This is a genomic window from Agaribacter flavus (assembly GCF_042646125.1).
GTDB classification, from domain to species: Bacteria; Pseudomonadota; Gammaproteobacteria; order Enterobacterales; family Alteromonadaceae; genus Glaciecola; species Glaciecola flavus.
Genome location: NZ_JBHRSW010000005.1, coordinates 466,379 through 488,981 on the forward strand (window position 1 = coordinate 466,379; position 22,603 = coordinate 488,981).

Sequence of the window (22,603 nt, forward strand, 5' to 3'; positions counted from 1 at the left end):
ATCATGAGTCACTGCGCATTTCCCTCAATATATTACTTGGGATTTTTACTGGTTTTTGCAAATACGGATCGATACAAGCAATCTTGACTGAACCACTTACCAGTATTTCATCATTATTATTATAAATTTGTTGTTCTATATTAACACTCGCGTTGCCAATTTTCACGGGCTTACACGTTATTGTTAACATTTCATCAAGCTTAGCACTTTTCTTATATGCTAAGCTAATGTCTTTGACGACAAAAGCAATAGATTGTTCCAACAGTTGTTTTTGGCTTACACCGAGCTCCCTTATCCAGTCCGTACGCGCGCGCTCCATGTATTTTAGATAATTTGCATGGTATACAATGCCACCTGCATCAGTGTCTTCAAAATAAACTCGTGCTTCTATAGTATAACTTTTCATTACCACAACAATTTAATTACATTAATAACAAGTATTTAAACCTCGTCCCTGTAAAGTACCCACAAGTCATTCGGATTAGTTTAACTTATCTGAAATCGCAATAATTTTGAATTGTTAGATCAGAAAAAAGCTATAAACTACGACTTAACTTGAAGCAAAGACATGGCTTCTGGTTTTATGAGGATTCCCTTCCGTTAAGTTTTTTGCCCGCTTATTTAGCGGGCTTTTTTGTGCCCCAATGTAATGGGAACATAAGCTTATTTTTTTTCAAAGCCAAAATGTAAGTATGCGCGATCGGTTACCATGCGTCCTCTTGGCGTGCGCTGTAAAAAGCCCTGCTGAATCAAAAATGGTTCAATCACGTCTTCTATTGTTTCTTTTTCTTCACCGATTGCAGCCGCAACATTTTCAAGGCCTACAGGCCCGCCTGCGAACTTTTCAATAATGGAACAAAGTAGCTTTCGATCCATAAAATCAAAACCTTCAACATCCACGTCTAACATTGACAAAGCCGATGACGCAACGGCTTTGGTAATATTGCCATCTGCTTTTATATCAGCATAATCCCTCACTCGGCGTAGCAGGCGATTGGCAATTCTGGGGGTGCCTCTTGAACGTTTGGCAATTTCAATGGCGCCTTCTAGTTGCATATTCATGTTGAGATACTGCGCGCTGCGCATGACGATGTCGGTCAGATCTTTTACATTATAAAACTCAAGACGTTGAACAATACCAAAACGGTCGCGCAAAGGTGAGGTTAAAGAACCCGCCCTTGTTGTCGCGCCTATCAGTGTAAAAGGCGGCAACTCGAGTTTGATTGAACGGGCTGCTGGCCCCTCTCCGATCATAATATCTAACTGATAGTCCTCCATGGCAGGATAAAGCACTTCCTCAACCACTGGGCTCAGACGGTGTATTTCGTCAATGAATAGGACGTCATTCTCTTCCAAGTTTGTAAGCAGTGCGGCTAAATCGCCGGCTTTTTCAAGTACAGGGCCAGATGTTGTCTTTATACTGACGCCCATTTCGTTGGCGACAATATTCGCCAGGGTTGTTTTACCCAATCCAGGTGGACCGAAAATAAGCAAGTGATCAAGGGCGTCATTGCGTTTTCGCGCCGCCTGAATGAATATATCCATTTGCTCACAAACATGATCTTGCCCCGCATAATCACCAAGTAATTTGGGACGAATGGCACGATCAATTTGCTCATCATCGCTTTGCGCTTGTGGGGTGAGTATTCTATCTGCTTCAATCATAACTGTTTACACCATGGATTTTAGTGCTTCACGAATCAGTGTTTCACTGCTGGCATGTTCATCATATATTGCATTGATCGCTTTTTCTGCTTGTGCTTTTTTATACCCCAAGGCCAAAAGCGCACTAGTTGCTTCTTCCTTTGCTAAATTTACAGGTATCAATAATTCTGCCTTATTGATTGAAGGGTTAAGTACATCAACAGCACTCGATACCTCATCGATGTTGGCGACTTTATCTTTTAACTCAACAACTAAACGCTCTGCCGTTTTTTTCCCCACACCGGGCATTTTTACTAGTGCCGTAATGTCTTCTTCCAGTACTGCCTGAATAAATTGAGAAGCCGACATGCCTGATAAAATAGTGCAAGCCAGTTTTGGCCCTACCCCATTTGCTTTAATCAATACGCGAAACAAACCTCGCTCGTATTTATCAATAAAACCAAACAACAGCTGGGCGTCTTCGCGCACGACAAAATGGGTATAAATGGTGGCGGATTCACCGACTTCCGGTAAGTGATAAAAGCTTGTCATCGGTAACTGCACCTCGTAAGCCACACCATTAATGTCCAGCAATATTTCTGGCGGTTGTTTCTCTAGTAGCTTACCGTGTAGTCTTCCAATCATTCCAATGTATACTCTTTTGTTGTGTAATGGCAGCAGAAAAATTTACTGCAACCGACCTCTAACAGTCTTCTTTGCCTGTCCAGACATGCGAATTAAACTTTGTTCAGTATGAAGGTGGCAAAGTGCCACGGCCAACGCATCAGCCGCATCCGCTTGTGGCGCTTTATTAAGTTTTAATATATGCGAAACCATATGTTGCACCTGTGTTTTATCAGCGTTTCCTTTGCCGACAACCGATTGCTTGATTTGACGGGCAGAATATTCAAAAACGGGCATATCTGCATTTGTTGCTGCAACGATGGCAGCGCCCCTTGCTTGTCCAAGTTTAAGTGCTGAGTCAGGATTTTTAGCCATAAAGACTTGTTCAATAGCAAAATGTGTGGGCGAATACTGACGAATAATCTCACTTACGCCGGTGAATACCTTGTGAAGTCGATTAGCCAATATATCATCAGCAACTCGTATACACCCGCTGCCGATATACTCAGTTTTATTTCCCAAGCTTTTTATTACGCCATAACCCGTTACTCTAGACCCCGGGTCAATTCCTAATATAACACTCATTGCTGACCTATGGCATATGCTTTAATGGCAGCTTTATTTGTTTGTGACCACGCGAGCGCAATAGCTTCTTCTTTGCTTAACCAGAGGTAGTCGAGGTGTTCTGTCAATACAATGGGTGATTGCTCGGGTATACATACACTGAATACATGTTCGGTATTTTTTGTGGTGCCTTTGGGATAGCGGTGCAACCAACAATCTCTTATCTTGTACTGGTTAGTTTGCTGGCAATCTTTGATTTGCCCTTTTTTTACATCAAGTACAACACCCAGTTCCTCAGCAATTTCTCGATAAGCTGTTTGTATGGGGGTTTCACCGATTTCCATTGTGCCCGTAACAGACTGCCAAAATTCTGGGTCGTCCTCGCGTTGCAACATCAAGACCCGACCTTGTTCACTGAAAATAACGACCAGAACAGACTCTGGTCTTTTTAAGCCCATGTTAGATGATTACTCGTCTTTAGCTTTAATGTCGATAGCTAGTTCTTTCAATTGTTCTGGATTAGCTCTACCCGGTGCGCTCGTCAAGGGACAAGCCGCAGTAGTTGTTTTTGGAAAAGCCATGACATCGCGTATAGAATCCGCACCTAACATCAACATCACCAACCTATCCAAACCAAATGCTAATCCAGCATGTGGTGGCGTACCATAACGCAAGGCTTCAAGTAAAAAGCCAAATTTCTCTTTAGCTTCTTGCTCAGAAATACCCAGCAACTCAAACACTGTTGCTTGCATATCCATATTATGAATACGTACCGACCCGCCGCCGAGTTCAACACCATTTAACACCATGTCATAGGCATTTGATAAGGCTTTCTCAGGTTCCGCTTTTAAAGCTTCGATACTGTTATCTCGAGGAGCAGTAAATGGGTGATGCAAGGCATGTAAACGATCATCAACACGCTCAAACATAGGAAAATCAATGACCCATAGTGGTTTCCACTCAGCGCTCACCAACTCAAAATCATTACCCAATTTCAAGCGCAGCGCTCCCAATGCTTCCGTGACTGTTGTATTGTCACCCGCACCAAAGAGCAAAATATCCCCATCTTTAGCCTCTGTAGCAGCCATAAGCTTGTTAATGCTTTCTTCATTGAAGAACTTCAATACTGGTGATTGTATGCCCTCTATCCCTTTGCCAAGGTCATTTACTTTCATCCACGCTAGGCCTTTAGCGCCATATATGCCAACAAATTCGCCATATTGATCAATCTGTTTGCGAGACAAACTTGCGCCTCCGGGCACGCAAATACATGCCACGCGTCCATTTTCGTCGTTTGCGGGGCCACTGAATACTTTAAAATCGAGATCCTTGACAATTTCGGCAATATCAACAATTTCTAAGGGGTTGCGTAAGTCGGGTTTGTCGCTGCCATAACGCTGCATTGCCTCTGCATACGTCATTCTTGGAAATTCACCTAAATCAACGTTTAGCAACTGCCTAAACAGCGATGTTATTAGCCCCTGTGTGATTGCCATCACACCATCTGCGTCTAAAAATGAGGTTTCAATATCAATCTGCGTAAATTCAGGTTGGCGATCCGCACGCAAATCTTCATCACGGAAACATTTTACTATTTGATAATATTTATCCATACCACTCATCATCAACAACTGTTTATACAATTGTGGCGATTGTGGCAGTGCAAAAAATTGGCCTTTATAGGTTCGACTGGGAACCAAATAGTCTCGCGCACCTTCTGGCGTGGCGGCAGTAAGAATGGGCGTTTCGATATCCAAAAAATCGGCCTCTTCAAGATAGCGTCTTACCGCAGCTGTCACTTTCGAGCGGAACACCAAACGCTCTGTCATCAGTGGGCGGCGTAGGTCAAGATATCGATACTTTAAGCGCTGTTCTTCAGAGTTTTCTTGATTCCAATCTAAAGGTAAGGCCGGTGCGCGGTTGATAATAGAGAGAGAAGTTGCCAGTACTTCAACACCACCTGTCCGCATAGTTTTGTTTACTTGGCTTTCAGGGCGCGCCCTGACTTTACCGCTAAGTTCAACGCAGAATTCGTTGCGCAACTCATTGGCGGGGGCAAATGCCTGTTCAGCATCAGGCTCTATAACGACTTGAATCACACCTTCCCGATCGCGTAAATCGATAAATATTAGGCCACCCAAATCACGGCGCTTATGCACCCAACCTACTAAGGTCACCTGTTGATCTACAAATTTTTCGTCAATTCGACCGCAATAATCAGTGCGCATTCCAAAACCTTTTTCATTGTAATTTTATTTTGCTGAGTGTAGCCCACTCAATAGACGGCGCATTATAGACCATGCTTGATGTAGGACAAAGTCTGTGAATGGACTTTTTAGGAAAAAACAACCATATGCTGAACATCCAACTGAATCCCAAAGGCTTCACCTACTTGATGATCATGGTGGCTTGGCGCTAAACAAAGTACTTCCTCGCTGTTTGCTAATGCGAGTGTATACATGATATGCGCCCCTCTAAACTGACGCTGGACAACAATGGCTTTGTGTTCACTATGGTCGCGGTGCAGGATATCATCGGGTCTCACCAGCACCTTTACTGGTTGACCATGTTTCAGCTTTTCGTTCTTTTCGGATGAGCTTTCAGGTATCGCTAGGCGCGCTAAAGCCGTTTCGACAAGCTTTTGGCCATCATTGTTCACCACTTTGCCTTGCAAGAATGCCCCTTCACCAATGAAACTGGCGACCTCTATATTTGCGGGCTGATGATACAACTCATAAGCGCTCCCCCATTGCTGGCAAACCCCCTCAGAAAACACGGCAATTTTGTCTGCCATTGCAAATGCTTCTTGTTGATCATGCGTGACAATCAAGGCGGTAATACCAAGCTTTTTAAGCAAAACGCGTAAGTCAAAAGCGAGTTGTTCACGTAAACTCGGATCCAAACTAGAAAACGGCTCATCCATTAATAAGACTTCTGACTGTGGTGCAACCGCTCTGGCTATAGCAACACGCTGCTGTTGCCCGCCTGATAGCTCGTAGGGGTAACGATGCGCCAAGCTGTCTAATTCAACCAAAGACAATACTTCAGATACGCGTTGCGCTTGCTCGGCTTTTGACAAAGTGTGTAATCCATAGGCAACATTTTGTTGCACCGTCATATGGGGAAACAAGCTCAAGTCTTGAAACACCATGGCTATTTTTCTGTCAGCGCTAGCTACATTTTTTTGCTGATCAAACACTTTTCCTTGCTTGAGCTCAACACATCCTGACACTGGCGTATGCAAACCACATAAGGCATGCAAAAAGCTTGATTTTCCGCTACCCGAAGGCCCTAGGATACACGCAATCTCACCGGTTTTTAGATGCAGTTCGTTAACACGGAGTACCGGATCATTGTTATAGGCTATACATAAATCTCGTACTGCTAACACTAAGTTTTACTCCGCTCTAACTGATAAATAAGTAAGCATACTGGTAACAAGCCAATACCGACAATAGCGATCGCGGGTAAAGCGGCATCTATCAAACGCTCATCGCTGGCAAGCTCATGTGCTTTTACCGCTAGAGTATTAAAATTGAAAGGCCTAAGTACTAATGTGGCCGGTAGCTCCTTTAGCACATCAACAAATACAAGGAGTAATGCACTCAACACACTCGACTGCATTAAGGGTAAATGAATACGAGTGAATAAAGCGCTGCGTTTATGGTGTAGACTCAGCGCTGCAGTATCCATTTGCCTAGGCATTCTGGCATAGCCAGTTTCGGTGTTTTGTAGGGCAACACTCAAATATCTGACAGCATAGGCAAAAACCAAAATAGTGATACTACCAGAAATGACAAGTCCCGGTCGCGTATCTAACCACGCCATAGAAAATATATTTATCTGCCTATCTAACCAGCCTGACACACTGATTACTCCTACCGCTACAACCAAGCCAGGTAAGGCATAGCCAAGAGACAGAACTTGTATAATCCTATTGTAGAAAGACTTGTTGGCGTAGCGCGCCAGGGTCGAAAACAACATTGCCAATGCCACTATGATGATAGCCGCGACAAGAGACACGTATAGTGTGTTCCCCAATAAACTGGCAAAGCCCGTTGTATCGGCGTTGGAGTTAAAGAAAGCCCAAATGAACAATTGGCTCGTTGGTATAAAAAACCCAAATAATGGTGGCAACATACAAACTGCGGTTACTAACACAACAGCCTTACCTGTTAACTGTTTAGCTGTATGTTTGCTTTTGGTATTGTTTTGGTATCGCCTAGCGTCTTTTCTGGCGTGTTTTTCTAAGAACAACACTAAAAACACAAAAAGGCACAAGGCAGAAGCGAGTTGTGCAGCGACCTCTCGGTTACCCATGCCAAACCATGTTCTATAAATACCTGTGCTAAAGGTATTCACACCAAAGTAAGCCACCGTACCGTAGTCAGCCAAAGCTTCCATCATAACCAATGCGCCACCGGTAAGTATAGCCGGTCGAGCTATCGGCACAGCAATCAGAAAAAAATGCGAGTATTTACTCCGCCCAGCCAGTGTCGATACTTGTTTTAAGCTAGTAGGCTGACTTTTAAAAGCCGCATAACTGAGTAAATAGACATAGGGATACAAAACCAAGGACAACATCACTATCGCCCCAGCTAAATTTCGGATGTCAGGCAGCACTCGCGTATTTTTTGCTAAACCAAAGGTTGCCTGTATAAACTGCTGGAAAGGCGAGCCAAAGTCCATCAACCCTGTATACGTGTATGCAATAATATAGGCAGGCATAGCCAGCGGCAGCAACAGACATATTTGTACTACGACTTTACCCTTAAAACGATAATTTGCCATTATATAGCCAGCGCCACTTCCAATGAATATGGCACCGCTTGCACTGCCAAAGGCTAAACCAATGCTGTTAACAACATAGTCTGCCAGTACTGTATCAATGAGATGTTGCCAAGTCGCTAAATCGGGCGAAAAAAGACTGGATACGACTGACACGAGGGGAAGTACTAACAAACAGGCAAAAAATAGAGCACTTGTTTTTACCCAAAAAAATCCATTCATTAAATGCTGCCGTACCGCTTTGCTTGTAAAATTTTTACTATAGCTATATCTCCTTTACCGCATAAAGCCGGAGACATAGCCGTACTATTTTGTAGCTTGTTTACTGCCAGCCTGCTCTATCCATAATTTTTAAGGCTTCACCGTTTAATTGTCCCATTTTATTAAAGTCAACTAACTGAGTATCAAACCTACCAAGACTTTCGAGTATTTCACTCCAATCAGCATTTTTTAACACGGGGTATTCCTGGTTTACCTGTGCATACCAAGCTTGCTGCTCAGCCGCCAGCATAAATGTGATTAGCTTTTGTGCATCAGATTTATTAGGAGCGTGCTTTGCAATAGAGATACCAGAAATATTGATATGCGTGCCTCCTTTAGCGGCAGGTGTCCAAGCAATTGCCACCTGCTCTGCTACTTTGCGGGTACTTTCATCTGATGAACTTAGCATTCCCCCTAAGTAATAGGTATTAGCGATCGCATAATCACATTCGCCTGCAATCATAGCCTTGATCTGGTCTCGATCTCCCCCTTTCGGTTTTCTTGCCATGTTTGCTGCAATGCCGCTCGCCCAATCGGCAGTGCGCGCTGCACCATGCTCAATCAACATCGCGGCGGTCATCGATTGATTGTAAATATTACTCGATGAACGCACGCAAATTTTACCTCTGTACTTATCATTTGCGAGTGCCAACATAGATTCAGGCAAGTCATTTGCCGCGCCCTTTTTATACATGATAGCTCTGGCTCGGGTGGTCAAGGCTACCCAGTGCCCCTCTGGGTCAACAAATGAAGTAGAAAGCGTTGGTAGGTCAACATCCAGAGTTTGCGTTAAGCCCATATTTTTAGCACGGACAAGGCGCCCAGCATCCGCCATCACAAGCAAATCAACTGGGGAAAATTCGCCTTCTGACGCTGCTCGACTGATAAGCGCGTCTGCTTTGCCCGTGACCAAATTAACTTTTATCCCTGTTTGCTCAGTAAATTTATCTAGCAAAGGTTTGATAAGTGCTTCTTTTCGTCCAGAATACACGTTGATTTCTGCGGCCACACTTTGACCAACAAAACAAAGAATAAACAATAAGGCTAAAGATTTGATAAGGCCCCCTAAGGATTCCATTTTGTTTTAATGCTAAAGGCTCGGTGGCTTTCAAGTAATCGCCGATATGCGCGAACCTTGCCACCCTCTACGTTATTGATAATAAGTCTCAATTACATTTTAAAAGAAAACAGCGCCTAGTCAACAACAAACTTTACTGCATAATTTGTGTATCTTAGGGTCAGTAGCGCTATACTTATTTGTTCGCTCGTACTTAAAATCGAAAAAACAAACAACTCCATAAGACTGGCACTTATTTTGTATAGCGCATTAACAAAGGACAATTTTATGACAAATTCCAGACTCGTTTATTCCACAGATAGTGGGCGAATAAAAGAAAGTGTGGCACAGGAAGATGTGCCTAAAGGTGATGGTATTGTGCGTCTGCAGCGAATTACCAAAGGCAAAAAAGGTAAAGGTGTGTCACTCATCACTGGATTGGGTTTGTCGGGACAAGACTTGAAAAAACTGTGCAGTGACTTAAAAAAGCAATGCGGATGCGGTGGTGCAATAAAACAGTATGATATTGAAATTCAAGGAGATGTCAGAGAAAAGTTGAAACAGATTCTTGAAACAAAAGGATATAAAGTAAAGCTAGCTGGCGGCTAAAATTGGTCAATTTTAGCGTCATGTTCTCCTTAACTTAAAAAATTTGAGAGCACGCCTTAAAGGCTGTAGACAATATAGAAGGTATGAATGCATAAATTAGACATCACTGACTTACATATACTGTTGGTTGAGCCCTCTGATACCCAGGCAAAAATAATCAGCAAGTTGTTAAAAAGCGCGGACGTAAACAGTGTAGACATAGTCAAAAATGTGACGCAAGCTAAACATGAAATTGCCAAACACGCAGCAGATGTGATTGTGAGTGCCATGTATTTGTCAGACGGTACTGGCTTGGATATCTTACAACACCTCAAAGCAGACGATAGTGCCAACTCAATTCCATTTATGCTGGTATCGAGTGAAACAAGTATATCCAAGCTTGAACAATTCAAACAATCCGGCGTGGCCGCTATACTCCCCAAGCCATTTGAACCAATCCATCTGGAACGCGGTTTAAACGCTAGCTTACAGCTAATGAACACCGAAGAGCTTGATCTAGAAAGCTTTGATATTGAAGAAGTCCGAGTGCTGTTAGTTGATGATAGTAAGCTGGCGAGAAATCATATAAAACGCGTTTTGCAGAACATGGGTATTCAACGTATCACCGAGGCTGAAAACGGCGCACATGCCTTGACTTACTTAAAGGATCTCGAATTTGATCTAGTCGTTACTGACTACAATATGCCTGAAATGGATGGACGCGAACTATCCGAGTTTGTCAGATTTAATCCAGCGACCACGCACATACCAATCATCATGGTCACATCAGAAAATACCCAAAGCGCACATATGAGTAACATACAACAAACGGGCGTAAACGCTTTGTGCGATAAACCCTTTGAGTCTGATGAAGTCAGAGCGATACTCTCTCGATTGCTAGACAATTAAGTCATAGCCCTGAATAATTCTTAGTTAAAACAAAAACTGCATTGACAGGGCGACAGGTGTTTTTTACAGTCCACATATCCAATTGCGGTGTGAAAATTAAAAGTCATGCCGCCTGTAAAAACAAGTATAGGACTCAAGCAAATTGGCAAATGAGGAATTAGCAGCGCTACGTGTCGCAATCACCGAAACAGACAATGAACTACTGTCAATCATTGCAAAGCGTCAACAACTGACCAATCAAGTAGCCGAAACCAAAATAAAGCACCAAATTCAAGTTCGCGATCAAGCACGAGAAGAACAACTGCTCATTAGGTTAATTAAAAAAGGTCAAGAAATAGGTTTAGATCCGCACTTTGTGACCAAATTATTTCACGTAATAATTGAAGATTCGGTACTAAATCAACAATCTTTACTGGCACAACGCGCTAACCCTGATGCGAGCCTCCCGATTAATCGCGTGGCGTTTTTGGGTGAAAAGGGTTCATACAGCTATTTAGCCACGCAGAAATACTTTGCCCGCCGCAGCGGTAAACTTGTTGAAATGGGCTGCAAAAGTTTTGCGGACATCATCGCAACTGTAGAAAGCAGCGAGGCAGATTTTGCCGTATTACCCATTGAAAACACCTCATCAGGCAGTATCAACGAAGTCTACGATCAACTTCAACATACGCGACTTAGCATAGTGGGCGAGCTTACTCACGAAATAAACCATGCTTTACTTGTTCATCAAGATGTTGAAGTAGGCAAAATTAAAACCTTGTATGCCCACCCACAAGTATTTGCTCAATGCAGTCACTTTTTAGCAGAACTGGGTAATGTCGAAGTCAAACCTTGTGATAGTACCTCTGCGGCAATGCTAATTGTAAATGAGTTAAAATCGCCTGAAGTCGCTGCAATTGGCTCGGAAGGCGGCGGCAAATTGCACGGTTTACGCGCTATTCAGTCTAAGCTCGCCAATCAAAAAGAAAACCATAGTCGTTTTATTGTTGTAGCCCGAAACCCAATTAAAGTCCCTCTACAAGTCCCTGCAAAAACCACGATGATCATGTCCACTGTACAAACACCCGGTGCATTGGTTGATGCGCTAACAGTGCTAAAAGAAAATGGCATTGCTATGACAAAACTGGAATCTCGCCCTATTAACGGCAACCCTTGGGAAGAAATGTTCTACGTCGATGTCGAAGGCAATATTGAAGATGGCCCGATGCAAAAAGCGCTTGACGCGCTGCGCAGCATGACACGATATTTTAAAGTACTAGGTTGTTATCCCGTTGAAGAAGTATCACCCACCAGAGTATCCGTCGCCTCTACCCTGACGGATAAGTAATCCAATAGCCAAGCGCGACTTTATTGTTGATACTTAAGAAACAAGGTCACCATCATCCGCAGATGTATGGTGACGTTCCTCAAGCACCCTCACCTACTATGTTTTATTCGGCCTGAACTTAAGAACATGATTTTTCTATACTTACATTGATAAGTCTGAGAACTCTTCTACTATTAATCCTAAGGCTATAATTTCGTAGCCTCAATCATGCACTTGTTGGGGGTAAGGCATGAGCCTATCCATGAATACCAAGTTGAGTTTTGGCTTTGGCGCTTTCGGCAAAGACTTTGCCATTCAAATCGTCTATATCTACATCCTCTATTACTACACCGATGTGGTAGGCGTTTCTGCCGCGGTTGTCGGCACCATATTTTTGTTCGCACGCACATGGGATGCATTTAATGACCCTGTCATGGGCTGGATAGTAAACAGCACCCGTTCGCGTTGGGGAAAGTTTAAACCTTGGATCCTTATCGGCGCGATACTAAATTCCATCGTCTTGTTTGCCGTATTCAGCGCACATCACTTCGAGGGCACCACGCTTATTGTTTATATCGCCATTAGTTATGTACTTTGGGGCATGACTTACACATTAATGGATATTCCTTTTTGGTCACTAGTGCCGACCTTAACGCTAGATAAACGAGAGCGAGAAGAGCTGGTACCTTATCCTAGGTTTTTTGCCAGCCTTGCCTATATCGTTACCGCAGCGGTTACGTTAAAATTTGTCGACTATGTTGGTGGTGAAAACCAAGGTTATGGCTTTCAGGTTTTCACTCTGGTAATCATTTTCTTTTTTATGCTGTCTACCATTATTACCTTGCTCAATGTGCAAGAGCGCTATAGCTCGGGTAATAAAATAGACAAAATAGATAGCGAAGAAGAAAAACTAAGTTTAAAAAAGCTTATATCGTTAATTTACCGCAACGACCAACTAACAACCTTATTGGTGATGTCACTGTCCTACAATGTTGCAACAAATGTCATCTTTGCTTTTGGTATTTATTACTTTACATATGTTTCGGGTGACGCCGATCTGTTTTCTTACTATTTAGCCTATGCTGGTATAGCGAACCTCGCGGCACTTATTGCCTTTCCATGGTTAACAAAGTACATTCCCCGCCAAGCAATCTGGGCGGCCGCCTCAGGTCTCCCTATACTGGGAGCAGTTGTTTTGCTGTTAGCAGGCATATTTTCCCCTCAAAGTGTCATTTTAATATCGACCGCTGGCGTACTTTTTAATGCTGGAATGGGCTTTTTTTGGGTATTAATCGTCATTATGGTTGCCGATACCGTCGACTACGGTGAATATAAGTTAGATGTAAGATGCGAGAGTATTGCTTACGCAGTGCAAACAATGGTGGTGAAAGCCGGCTCAGCAATTGGTGGATTTTTTATTGGCGTACTATTAAGCATGGTTGGCTACATTCCCAACGCAGAGCAAAGCGACGAAACAATACTTGGTATGAAATGGATAATGATAGGTGTACCCAGTTTGTTTTTTGCGATAACGCTTCTTTTTTATTTTCGGTTTTATCAGCTAAATGGACAGTTTCACAACAAAATACAAGCACATTTAACTAACAAATACAGCCAGACAAGCTGATAGCCCTTTGTTACTTTTTTCTCAACAAGTGGCTATCATCTGCTTTTAGTAGCATTTGTTTACTATCAGCAAGACATTGTGATGCATAGTCACCGAACCATTCAGAAACAGTCTTAAATTGAGCAATAAATTTTGCCTTGTCAGACTGTTTCAATAGCTCAGTAGAATCAGTATAACGTTCAATGAAACGTTCTAACAATTGCACATTTTCACTATTCTCAAAAATAATGTCCGCATACAACTCTGGCGCCTGCGCAAACAACCGTCCAACCATTGCCAGCTCTAAGCGATAAATAGGTGAGCTGAAGGCCATTAATTCGTTGATGTCAGGGTCTTCGTTACACAAATGTAGGCCATAGACAAAGCTAGAGAAGTGCCGCATGACTTGTATGATACTCATAGCTTTATCATGTGTATCTGCTTGGCTGATATGCAGCGACGCGCCCCACAACTTCATTTGTTCAAGAAACCAAGCATATTGCGTCTGTCCCCTTCCATGACACACCACAACAACCTGTTTTATCATGCCGGGAGCATCAGGCCCAAACATAGGATGAAGCCCCACAACAGGCCCACTATGCTTACGCAACATCGCAGCTAAAGGCTTGGTTTTAACACTGGTAATGTCAGCGAGTATGCAGTTTTTTGGGAGTTTGGGCAGAGTGTCGATAACACTTTCTGTCTTGTTGATTGGCACGGCGATTATCACTAGCTCAGCATCAGCCAACAAACTCTCTGCCTTGTCCCAGTCATCTTTATCTAAAACACTCACGTCATAGCTAGACTGTGCGAACAAGTTCACGAATACCTTCCCCAAGGCACCATTACCACCGACAACCACCACTCTATTTAAGTTGGGATTTACACGCGCATACTCTGCGTGCTGCGAGTGATAGGACTCTCTGAACGTTCTTCTGAGTATATCTTCAATTAAATCAGGGTTGATACCCGCCTGCTCAGCTTGCTCTCGACGCGCTTGAATTAACGCGCGTTCACGTTCGGGCACATAGACAGGTTTGGCATGTTTACTCTTTAATTGCCCTACCTTAGTCGTGATATCCGTGCGGCGCTTTAACAAATCCACAAGCGCAGAATCAACTTCATCAATCTGTTCTCGTAGTGCAGATAAAGAAGCGTCAAGCGAAGGCTGCTGAGAGTCTGTCATATATCTGCTATATCACTTATTAAGGCGGGTAGGCAACACTGAAGCCAGCTTACGGTTAGCTAAACTAATGAGTTCGTCGGTTTTATCCCAATTAATACAGCCGTCCGTGATGGAGACGCCATAGTCTAATTGCTCAACAGATTTTCCCGTCATGCTTTGATTGCCTTCATTTAAATGGCTTTCTAACATAATGCCAATGATAGAAGTGTTGCCTTCGACAATTTGATTAAACACATTTTCTGCTACCAAGGGTTGACGCGTGTAATCTTTTGATGAGTTAGCATGACTACAGTCTACCACTAGTGCTGAAGTCACCTTTGCTTGATTCAAGGCAGTTTCACATTCTGCTACCGCCACGGAGTCGTAATTTGGCTGCTTACCACCGCGCAAAATAATATGCCCATCAGGATTGCCTTCAGTTTTAATAACACTGACCTGACCTTGCTTATTAATGCCCATAAAATTATGTCCAGACGCGGCTGATTTGAGCGCATTTATCGCAATATCTAAACTTCCATCCGTACCGTTTTTAAAACCAACTGGCATTGACAGACCAGAGGCCATCTCGCGGTGCGTCTGAGATTCAGAAGTTCTTGCACCAATCGCTGCCCAACTAAAATATTCAGCGAGGTATTGCGGACTAATCGGATCAAGCGCTTCTGTCGCGACAGGGATTTCGAGCTCAGCCAAATAATTCAAAAGCTCTCTTGCTGTCCTGAGTCCAGTTTCAATATCAAATGAGTCATCCAAATGGGGATCATTGATCAAGCCTTTCCACCCAGTGGTGGTGCGTGGCTTTTCAAAATATACCCGCATAACAATATACAAGGTATCCTTACACAATTTATGAAGGGCTTTTAGTTTTTGTGCGTATTCTTTCGCAGCAACGACATCATGTATAGAACAGGGGCCACACACGATGAGCAAGCGATGATCTTTACGATGAATAATATCGGAAATTGTGCTTCTAGCAGATTCAACAAAAGCTCTCGCTTTATCACTGATGGGCATTTCATTCGCGAGCTGCTCTGGGCTGACTAGTACCCGTTCTCCACTTACATGTAAATTATTAACACTATCTTTATGCATTGTCTCTATACACTTGCTTAATCGTTAGGGTCTAACTGACTCTCTGTCATGTTATTGCCCTAATATTGGGTAAAAAAAAGAGACCGTAATAAGGCTTGCTGAACTTGTAACATTTATTACACAGCGAGCCCTAAGCCACTAGGCTTATTTTCTGTCGATAGTTTTGAGATCCCTATAAAGTGTGCACGTGCTTTGGTTTTATTTTTAACGCGTGGACGTGTGTTTTAACAAAAGCACGGCACGAGGGCAATATTTTTCTGGAATAAGTCATCCCACAGCTGGATAAACGTAACTAGACTGAATACCCAAAGGAATACCTAAAGACCAATACAATAACAAAAATATCGTCCAAGCGATTAAAATGGTTATGCTATAAGGCAGCATTAGAGAGAGCAACGTGCCTATCCCCGTTGATTTTACGTAACGTTGGCAGTAAATCACGACTAAGGGAAAATAAGGCAACAAGGGAGTGATAATATTTGAAGAGGAATCCCCTACTCGGTATGCAATTTGCGTCAGGTCAGGTGAAATACCCAGTTGCATTAACATCGGCACAAATATTGGGCCAAGCAATGCCCACTTTGCTGAACTAGAGCCAACAAACAAATTCACAAATGCGGTTAAAAACACAATACCAACAACCGTCACCATACTCGGTAGACCGAGGGTTTTTAGTACTTCAGCACCCTCGATAGCTAAGAGAGCCCCCAAGTTCGACTTATTAAATGCATCAATGAAGAGTGCACAAAAGAATGCCATGACAATATAATAACTCATGCCTTGCATAGCCTTAGTCATACTGTCAATAATATCCTTCGTCGAAGAATATGCGCCCGACAGGTAGCCATATACAACACCAGGTAATAAAAACAATAAGAAGATAATAGGGACAATGGACTGCATTATTGGTGCAGCAAATGTAGTGAGATTGCCTTTAGGGTCTCGCATAGGGCTTGATTCAGGTAAAGTAACGGCAACCAATACGATAATACCTAAAAGCATCGACAGACTTGCCCATCTAAGTGCTTTTTTCTGTTTCTCGTTTAGCACTTCGAACTTTGGAATTTCGCTGGGGTCGCCATCCACCTCTACATTTTTTAGACGCGGTTCGATGACTTTATCTGTTAAATACCAAGCGATGCTGATAATTAAAATAGATGAAATAGAGTTAAATATATAGTTGTTTAAAGGGTTAACCTCAATAGTGGGGTCAATGATTCTCGCAGCTTCCTGTGTAAAGCTCTGCAACAAAGGATCGATGGCAGATGGGATAAAATTAGCGCAAAAACCACCACTTACCCCTGCAAAGGCTGCGGCAATCCCCGCCAAGGGATGTCTACCCATGGCATAGAAAATAACGCCCGCAAGTGGAATAACCAATACATACCCAGCGTCCGTTGCAGTATGTGATATAAGCGCAACCAATACCACCATTGGCGTTACAAATGTTTTGGGTGTCGCATCAAGCATCTTTTTCAAGCCAGCGCTAATGAAGCCAGAATGCTCTGCAACACCAACACCTAACATTGCCACCAATACGACGCCCAAAGGTGCAAAACCAGTAAATATCTTGACCATACGACTGAGAAAGTCGGCGATGGAGTCGCCGGTCATTAAGTTATTAACAACAATCGCTTCACCCGTTCTAGGGTCAATAGAATCAAAAGATACATGCGAAAGTGCGGCAGAAAATACCCACACGACCAATAAACAAATGAGGAATATAATCGCAGGATCAGGGAGTTTATTCCCTACAACTTCAACACGATCTAAGGCTCGAGTAACCCATGTAGATTGGGCATTTTGCATAAACTTCTCCGTCGTTTTATTGTTGCTAGCGCTCTTTGACCGACTCTAGCTTTTATTATTATATGCATGAACAGGAGTACATCAGCTGCAATCCTATTTTTGGACAGAGTTTATTATGCGAGAAGTAAAAAATAATGCAATGTGAGAATGCTACAAATATGTACCGGAGGTAAAAGGCTGGATGATAGATGCAGTAAAAGAACTGTCTTAGGGTCTGTTGACCTTTGGTGTGCAATTTTGCAGCGATTTGTGCTTCATTTATACAATGCAGAGCGACTGTCGTGTAGTTGTTCTACATAAAGGAGCGATAAAGCAGTAGAAATGAAGCACAAGCCCTGCCCAGAAGGGTTCAATTATAGTCTATCTGCTCCTTGTTGCAGCCTTTTGACTTAACCCATTAGGCCTGCAAGTCTGCGCCGCGATCAGATAGACTATAATTGAACAAAACTTGTACACCAAAGTTCAACGGACCCTAGTTCATAGAACGGTAAAATCACTCAAATAAAAAGTCATTTTCATGTATTAAAAAACCCGCTATAAAGCGGGTTTTTATTGTTAACGATAACGCAGAATTAATATTAATTAAGCTTTTCTTTGATACGTGCAGACTTACCTGAACGTTCACGTAGATAGTATAGTTTAGCTCTACGAACTGCACCGCGACGTTTCACTTCAATAGAATCGACCGCTGGGCTGTGAGTTTGAAACACACGCTCTACACCTTCACCGCTTGAAATTTTACGAACAGTAAAAGCAGAATGTAAACCGCGGTTACGTTTAGCAATGACAACGCCTTCATAAGCCTGTAGACGCTCTTTGTCACCTTCTTTAACTTTAACTCGCACTACTACTGTGTCACCAGGACCAAATTCTGGTAAATCAGTTTTTAGTTGTGCTTGTTCAATCTTCTTGATGATATCTTGATTGACTTTACTCATCTAATCCTCTCATCCTAGAATAACTGTCATCTTGCTGCATCAGGACTGTCGATATTTTTTAACGAGTGCCTGTTGCTCCTCAGTCAGAGCTAGGTCATTTAACAAATCTGGTCGGCGTTGAAGTGTTCTGATTATGGACTCTTCAAGCCGCCACTGTTTAATTTTTTTGTGATCACCACTCAATAGAACTTTAGGTACGGACAAACCATTAAATGTCTCGGGTCGTGTGTAATGTGGGCAGTCCAATAAACCGTGCGAAAATGAATCCTCGCTGGCCGAATCTTTATGTCCCAACACCCCAGGTACTAATCTCGCTATCGCATCCATAAGTACCATGGCGGGTAACTCACCACCACTTAACACGTAATCACCAATGGACCACTCTTCGTCGACTAAAGTAGCGATTACTCTCTCGTCTATACCTTCATAGCGTCCAGCCACAAGTACCATATCTGCATATCGACTCAACTGCTGTACACCACTAAAGTTCAATTGCGTCCCTTGAGGGGACAAGTAAATCACCTTACTGTCTTCTGCCAATAGCGATTTCGCTTTGGCAATGGCATCTGCTAAAGGTTGCACCATCATCAACATACCGGGTCCACCGCCATAAGGTCGGTCATCAACAGTGCGATGTTTATCGTGAGTAAATTCTCGCGGGTTAATTATATCAACCCTCAATATGCCACTCTTTACCGCCCTGCCAAACACACCTTGTTCGATAAAAGGTGTAAATAACTCGGGGAATAAAGTCACAATACAAAAGCGTTGTATTGCGGCCATTAAAACCCTGGATCCCAGTCCACTGTAACAGTGTTATCTGCCTTATTTACCTCTAATACGACTTCATCATAAATAAAAGGCAATAGGCGTTCTGTTTGCCCAAAAGCGTCATTGTCATTCGCTTTTATTGTCATGACATCATTCGCACCCGTCTCAAACATTTGTTTGATCGTGCCCAAGTTATAACCTTTTGAGGTGACAACTTGCATACCGATAAGATCTTTCCAATAAAAACCGTCATCCAACTCTGGTAGCTGAGACTCTTCTACACTTATTTCTAAATTCTTAATAAGTTCAGCGTCGTTTCTGCTATCGATACCCACTAACTTTGCCACTAGTGCTTTGCCGTGAGTACGCCATTGGTCAACCTTTATTTGTCGACTATCTCCCAAAAACCATGGAATGTAGTCAAATATATCTGTTGGATGCTGAGTAAAGCTGTTAATTTTGACCCAACCGAGTACACCATTTGGTGCGCCAATTTTGCCAACAACTAATTTGCCAGATGCAGAACTCATCTTTACTCCATTCAATCACAACTGCTTAAGCAGCTGCTTTTGCATCCTTTACCAAGCGTGAAACGCGATCTGACAAGCCAGCGCCTTTTCCAACCCAATATTCAACGCGCTCTAAGTCAAGACGTAATCTCTCAGCCTGACCTTGTGCTGTTGGGTTAAAGAAGCCGATGTTTTCAATAAACTTGCCGTTGCGTGCACGGCGGCTGTCAGCCACAACTACTTGATAAAATGGGCGCTTTTTCGCACCACCACGCTGTAAACGAATAGTAACCATATATGCCTCAAACTCGTTGTCGCGTTACCGTTAACAAACCTTATTTGCCTAGTACAGACAAAAAGGTGCGCGAATTATACGCAGATGACTGTTGATTGCAAGGTATTTAGTTATCTATCACTTCTAAATCTTAAGGCAGATTTGCACTTTACGGTAAATGGCTCACTAGAGTACAAAAAGTCGCAAGTGTATCCAGAACAATCCGGCCATAAGCTATGTTTAAAAAGAAGAATTAAAGGGCGTAATTTGAGCAGTGAGTAGAGGAAAGAATGCGACAGCTGCCATTCCCCCTTTTTAAACCTGAATTGTTGGATTGTAAAAATAGCAATCCCCTCTAACTTGTTTAGAGGGGATAAAACTAATAATTATTATTTCAAGCTTTGCTAAGCGCAATTGCTTATTCGAGGTCTAGGTAACGCTAAGTATCACTCGAATCATACAAAACTATACCTACCGAAAGTTATACCTTCGCTTTTGTTCGAATAAAGACAGCCACAAATCCTAAGCCAAACAAAAGAAATATATGTGGACTAGGTACAGGATCTGCGCCACCTGTATCAGTCACTATTTGTCCGATTTTTGCAGTGATAGCAGCAGAATAAGCCGCGAAATCAGATACTGGAATAACGAAACCTGTTGTAGCTGCATTAGGAATAGCAGTGATATCATTTACTATAACACCATCTGCTGCGACTCCAGACGTTCCCAAGCCCGCAATTCTCGCCATCCTTGCTAATGAAGTAGCGTTAGTAATACCCGATCCAACAGCTTCAAAACTAATACCATCAACAAAGCTATTGAAGGCTGCCAATGCAGAATTCTCTGCCGCCGATTGACTATTTGGAGAACCATCAGTAGTAATGTTAAATAACGTTAAATCAGAGCTGTAGGCAGAAAATAACGAAGTGAGATTATCAATTGCGCCCGCAGTATTTGTGCCGCCGCCATTGAACGTAGTAGCCCGCAGTTGAGCTTGAAGGGCAGCGAGGTTACTTGAAGTGACAATAGTGGGGGCAATTACACTTGTAAAGCCAGATGCAAAAGTCGTTACAGCAATTCTATACTCTATTGCACCTGTTGTTGGAATAACAGCAAGTGCATCAGCTAAGGCATCTCTGGTAGTGTTAAAGTTTGTCGTACCGACAGAACCGGACTCATCTAAAGAAAAGCCGAGATTTATTACAGAGGCATTGGCGGATGTTACACTTAAGACTAGACAGGCTAATCCCATAACACCTCTCAAAAGAGTTTTGAGCTTAAACATAAAAATCCTTATTTAGTGATTGTTAAAATAAAATAGCGCATTGAGCTACCTCTATAGCACTTGATAAACGCAATGACATTTATCGTGCGGTAATTAAACTCTTTGCTACCACAAGCTAAAATGCATAAATTAAACCAAAAATAAAAAAGCATATAAATCAACAATATAAAACAAATAGCCCTTAAAAAGTTACTGCAATGTAAAAATACATGACAACTCTTTTGGAGCTTCTGATAAAGGAACAGTGTTGACCACCTCATATATCTGGATATTTATAAATTGCCTCTTGCCACTTTTTTACAAAAATTTCACCCCTGCAGACCTCTTCAATCGTCTTATTAGTAAATCAGTATGTTTATCCCATAAAAAAGGAAAATGTATGTCCACACTCAATACATTAAATCAAAATAGCCCGTCGTTTTTTCAACGAATTGCGTTATTAAGCACACAATCGAGCATTGCGTTTATAATAACTTTTGCCCTATTTATCATTATGCACGAGTTAACTGACGCGGAAGCCGAAGCGCCCATTCGTCCATCTGAATACGTGAATCTTACTTTAGTATTTGAAGAACCCGATGAAAAAACCATAGTAAAACAAACTCTCAAGCCTAAGCCAATAACGACGAGCCCCCCTACTCCCATATTGGTGCCTGTGGAAAAAACCATACCTGGTGAAATTAACCCAACACTTTCATTACAAAAACCAATAATACGAACCAATATAAGCCCCACAATTGGCGCAACCAACTCAACATTGCGGCCTTTATTTCGAACAAACCCTAGATATCCCACCACTGCGGCTAGAGATGGTATCGAGGGCTTTGTAGTGTTATCGTTCGATATAAATACAGCAGGTGAAGTTGAAAACATTACTATCGTAGATGCAAAGCCTAAAGGTATGTTTGAAAGAGCAGCAAGGAGCGCACTGAAAAAATGGAAATATCAACCTCAAACAAAAAATGGTCAACCCACTGCCGTCAGCGCCATGCAGGTTCAATTAGATTTCAGTTTGTCAGATTAAGTGCTCGTACTTTTGTATAGGCTATTAAGGAAAAAGTATGCTATCGATAATACTAAAACAAATTGATGGATTGTTTGCGGCTGGAACAACGAGTAATGACAATTGTCATCGAAACAAAACAGCCACGATAAACCGGCACGCTGCTGTCGTCGAAGCTCTCTACAAAAAGCATAGTAACGAAATATATCACTACATACTTACACTGAGCGATCCCACAAGCGCCGAAGACATTTCACATCAGTTATGGCTGAAATTGATTGAGCAACCCGACAAATACAAACATCTAAGTAATTTTAGAGCATATATCTGACATCCCGCACCCATTTTAAGAATAAATTTGTTGATAGTGGTAGCCTAGGCAGTTGACGATA

General features: G+C 42.5%; 22 protein-coding genes and 1 pseudogene. 6 read left to right on the plus strand and 17 right to left on the minus strand.

The window, feature by feature from the left end:
- Position 1 precedes the first annotated feature (1 nt).
- From ybgC to ACFOHL_RS04210, 9 genes are all read right to left on the minus strand, one after another.
- Entirely contained in the window at positions 2-406 is a 405-nt protein-coding gene (gene ybgC, locus ACFOHL_RS04170) for a tol-pal system-associated acyl-CoA thioesterase (protein ID WP_376918927.1), read from the minus strand.
- Positions 407-663: 257 nt separating this feature from the next.
- Positions 664-1,665: a Holliday junction branch migration DNA helicase RuvB gene (gene ruvB / locus ACFOHL_RS04175; RefSeq protein ID WP_376918928.1), complete on the minus strand. Its 1,002-nt coding sequence runs from the start codon at positions 1,663-1,665 to the stop codon at positions 664-666.
- A 6-nt stretch (positions 1,666-1,671) separates the two neighbouring features.
- A complete protein-coding gene (ruvA, locus tag ACFOHL_RS04180) occupies positions 1,672-2,289 on the minus strand; it encodes a Holliday junction branch migration protein RuvA (RefSeq protein WP_376918929.1) in 618 nt (205 codons plus the stop codon).
- A gap of 42 nt (positions 2,290-2,331) precedes the next feature.
- The gene (ruvC, locus tag ACFOHL_RS04185; RefSeq protein WP_376918930.1) at positions 2,332-2,853 is read right to left on the minus strand and encodes a crossover junction endodeoxyribonuclease RuvC; all 522 of its coding nucleotides are present in this window, start codon (positions 2,851-2,853) and stop codon (positions 2,332-2,334) included.
- A complete protein-coding gene (gene nudB, locus ACFOHL_RS04190; RefSeq protein ID WP_376918931.1) occupies positions 2,850-3,290 on the minus strand; it encodes a dihydroneopterin triphosphate diphosphatase in 441 nt (146 codons plus the stop codon). Before nudB ends, ruvC begins: the two co-directional genes overlap by 4 nt.
- A gap of 9 nt (positions 3,291-3,299) precedes the next feature.
- On the minus strand, positions 3,300-5,060 hold the full coding sequence (aspS, locus tag ACFOHL_RS04195; RefSeq protein ID WP_376918932.1) for an aspartate--tRNA ligase: 1,761 nt from the start codon (positions 5,058-5,060) through the stop codon (positions 3,300-3,302).
- A gap of 107 nt (positions 5,061-5,167) precedes the next feature.
- The gene (locus tag ACFOHL_RS04200) at positions 5,168-6,223 is read right to left on the minus strand and encodes an ABC transporter ATP-binding protein (RefSeq protein ID WP_376918933.1); all 1,056 of its coding nucleotides are present in this window, start codon (positions 6,221-6,223) and stop codon (positions 5,168-5,170) included.
- Positions 6,223-7,842: an ABC transporter permease gene (locus ACFOHL_RS04205; protein WP_376918934.1), complete on the minus strand. Its 1,620-nt coding sequence runs from the start codon at positions 7,840-7,842 to the stop codon at positions 6,223-6,225. Before ACFOHL_RS04205 ends, ACFOHL_RS04200 begins: the two co-directional genes overlap by 1 nt.
- 100 nt (positions 7,843-7,942) lie before the next feature.
- Complete coding sequence (locus ACFOHL_RS04210; protein ID WP_376918935.1) at positions 7,943-8,959, minus strand: extracellular solute-binding protein; 1,017 nt, start codon at positions 8,957-8,959, stop codon at positions 7,943-7,945.
- Between the two features lie 267 nt (positions 8,960-9,226).
- On the opposite strand from ACFOHL_RS04210, the gene yciH reads away from it, so the two are divergent.
- The 4 genes from yciH to melB all read left to right on the plus strand — a co-directional run bounded on the left by yciH (position 9,227) and on the right by melB (position 13,368).
- The gene (gene yciH, locus ACFOHL_RS04215; RefSeq protein ID WP_376918936.1) at positions 9,227-9,547 is read left to right on the plus strand and encodes a stress response translation initiation inhibitor YciH; all 321 of its coding nucleotides are present in this window, start codon (positions 9,227-9,229) and stop codon (positions 9,545-9,547) included.
- Positions 9,548-9,634: 87 nt separating this feature from the next.
- Positions 9,635-10,435 (plus strand): response regulator, encoded by an 801-nt coding sequence (locus ACFOHL_RS04220; RefSeq protein ID WP_376918937.1) that lies wholly within the window; start codon positions 9,635-9,637, stop codon positions 10,433-10,435.
- Between the two features lie 142 nt (positions 10,436-10,577).
- Positions 10,578-11,762: a prephenate dehydratase gene (pheA, locus tag ACFOHL_RS04225; RefSeq protein WP_376918938.1), complete on the plus strand. Its 1,185-nt coding sequence runs from the start codon at positions 10,578-10,580 to the stop codon at positions 11,760-11,762.
- Between the two features lie 229 nt (positions 11,763-11,991).
- Positions 11,992-13,368, plus strand: a complete 1,377-nt coding sequence (gene melB / locus ACFOHL_RS04230) for a melibiose:sodium transporter MelB (protein ID WP_376918939.1) — start codon at positions 11,992-11,994, stop codon at positions 13,366-13,368.
- Between the two features lie 10 nt (positions 13,369-13,378).
- Here the strand turns inward: melB and tyrA are convergent, their stop codons facing one another.
- The 8 genes and pseudogenes from tyrA to ACFOHL_RS04270 form a co-directional block, all read right to left on the minus strand.
- Entirely contained in the window at positions 13,379-14,533 is a 1,155-nt protein-coding gene (gene tyrA, locus ACFOHL_RS04235; RefSeq protein WP_376918940.1) for a bifunctional chorismate mutase/prephenate dehydrogenase, read from the minus strand.
- A 12-nt stretch (positions 14,534-14,545) separates the two neighbouring features.
- Positions 14,546-15,622, minus strand: coding sequence for a 3-deoxy-7-phosphoheptulonate synthase (locus tag ACFOHL_RS04240; protein WP_376918941.1), 1,077 nt, complete (start codon positions 15,620-15,622; stop codon positions 14,546-14,548).
- 267 nt (positions 15,623-15,889) lie between these two features.
- Complete coding sequence (locus ACFOHL_RS04245) at positions 15,890-17,431, minus strand: AbgT family transporter (RefSeq protein WP_376918942.1); 1,542 nt, start codon at positions 17,429-17,431, stop codon at positions 15,890-15,892.
- Between the two features lie 578 nt (positions 17,432-18,009).
- Positions 18,010-18,369, minus strand: coding sequence for a 50S ribosomal protein L19 (rplS, locus tag ACFOHL_RS04250; protein WP_284218408.1), 360 nt, complete (start codon positions 18,367-18,369; stop codon positions 18,010-18,012).
- Positions 18,362-19,152, minus strand: a pseudogene (gene trmD, locus ACFOHL_RS04255) (tRNA (guanosine(37)-N1)-methyltransferase TrmD). The gene rplS and the pseudogene trmD overlap by 8 nt, the downstream one beginning before the upstream one ends.
- Positions 19,152-19,670, minus strand: coding sequence for a ribosome maturation factor RimM (gene rimM, locus ACFOHL_RS04260; protein WP_376918943.1), 519 nt, complete (start codon positions 19,668-19,670; stop codon positions 19,152-19,154). The pseudogene trmD and the gene rimM overlap by 1 nt, the downstream one beginning before the upstream one ends.
- A 25-nt stretch (positions 19,671-19,695) precedes the next feature.
- Entirely contained in the window at positions 19,696-19,944 is a 249-nt protein-coding gene (rpsP, locus tag ACFOHL_RS04265; RefSeq protein WP_376918944.1) for a 30S ribosomal protein S16, read from the minus strand.
- Between the two features lie 460 nt (positions 19,945-20,404).
- On the minus strand, positions 20,405-21,208 hold the full coding sequence (locus ACFOHL_RS04270; RefSeq protein WP_376918945.1) for a vWA domain-containing protein: 804 nt from the start codon (positions 21,206-21,208) through the stop codon (positions 20,405-20,407).
- A 379-nt stretch (positions 21,209-21,587) separates the two neighbouring features.
- On the opposite strand from ACFOHL_RS04270, the gene ACFOHL_RS04275 reads away from it, so the two are divergent.
- Together ACFOHL_RS04275 and ACFOHL_RS04280 are read left to right on the plus strand one after the other, a co-directional pair.
- Complete coding sequence (locus ACFOHL_RS04275) at positions 21,588-22,232, plus strand: energy transducer TonB (protein ID WP_376918946.1); 645 nt, start codon at positions 21,588-21,590, stop codon at positions 22,230-22,232.
- Between the two features lie 37 nt (positions 22,233-22,269).
- Positions 22,270-22,542 (plus strand): RNA polymerase sigma factor, encoded by a 273-nt coding sequence (locus tag ACFOHL_RS04280; protein WP_376918947.1) that lies wholly within the window; start codon positions 22,270-22,272, stop codon positions 22,540-22,542.
- The last annotated feature ends 61 nt before the right edge of the window (positions 22,543-22,603 follow it).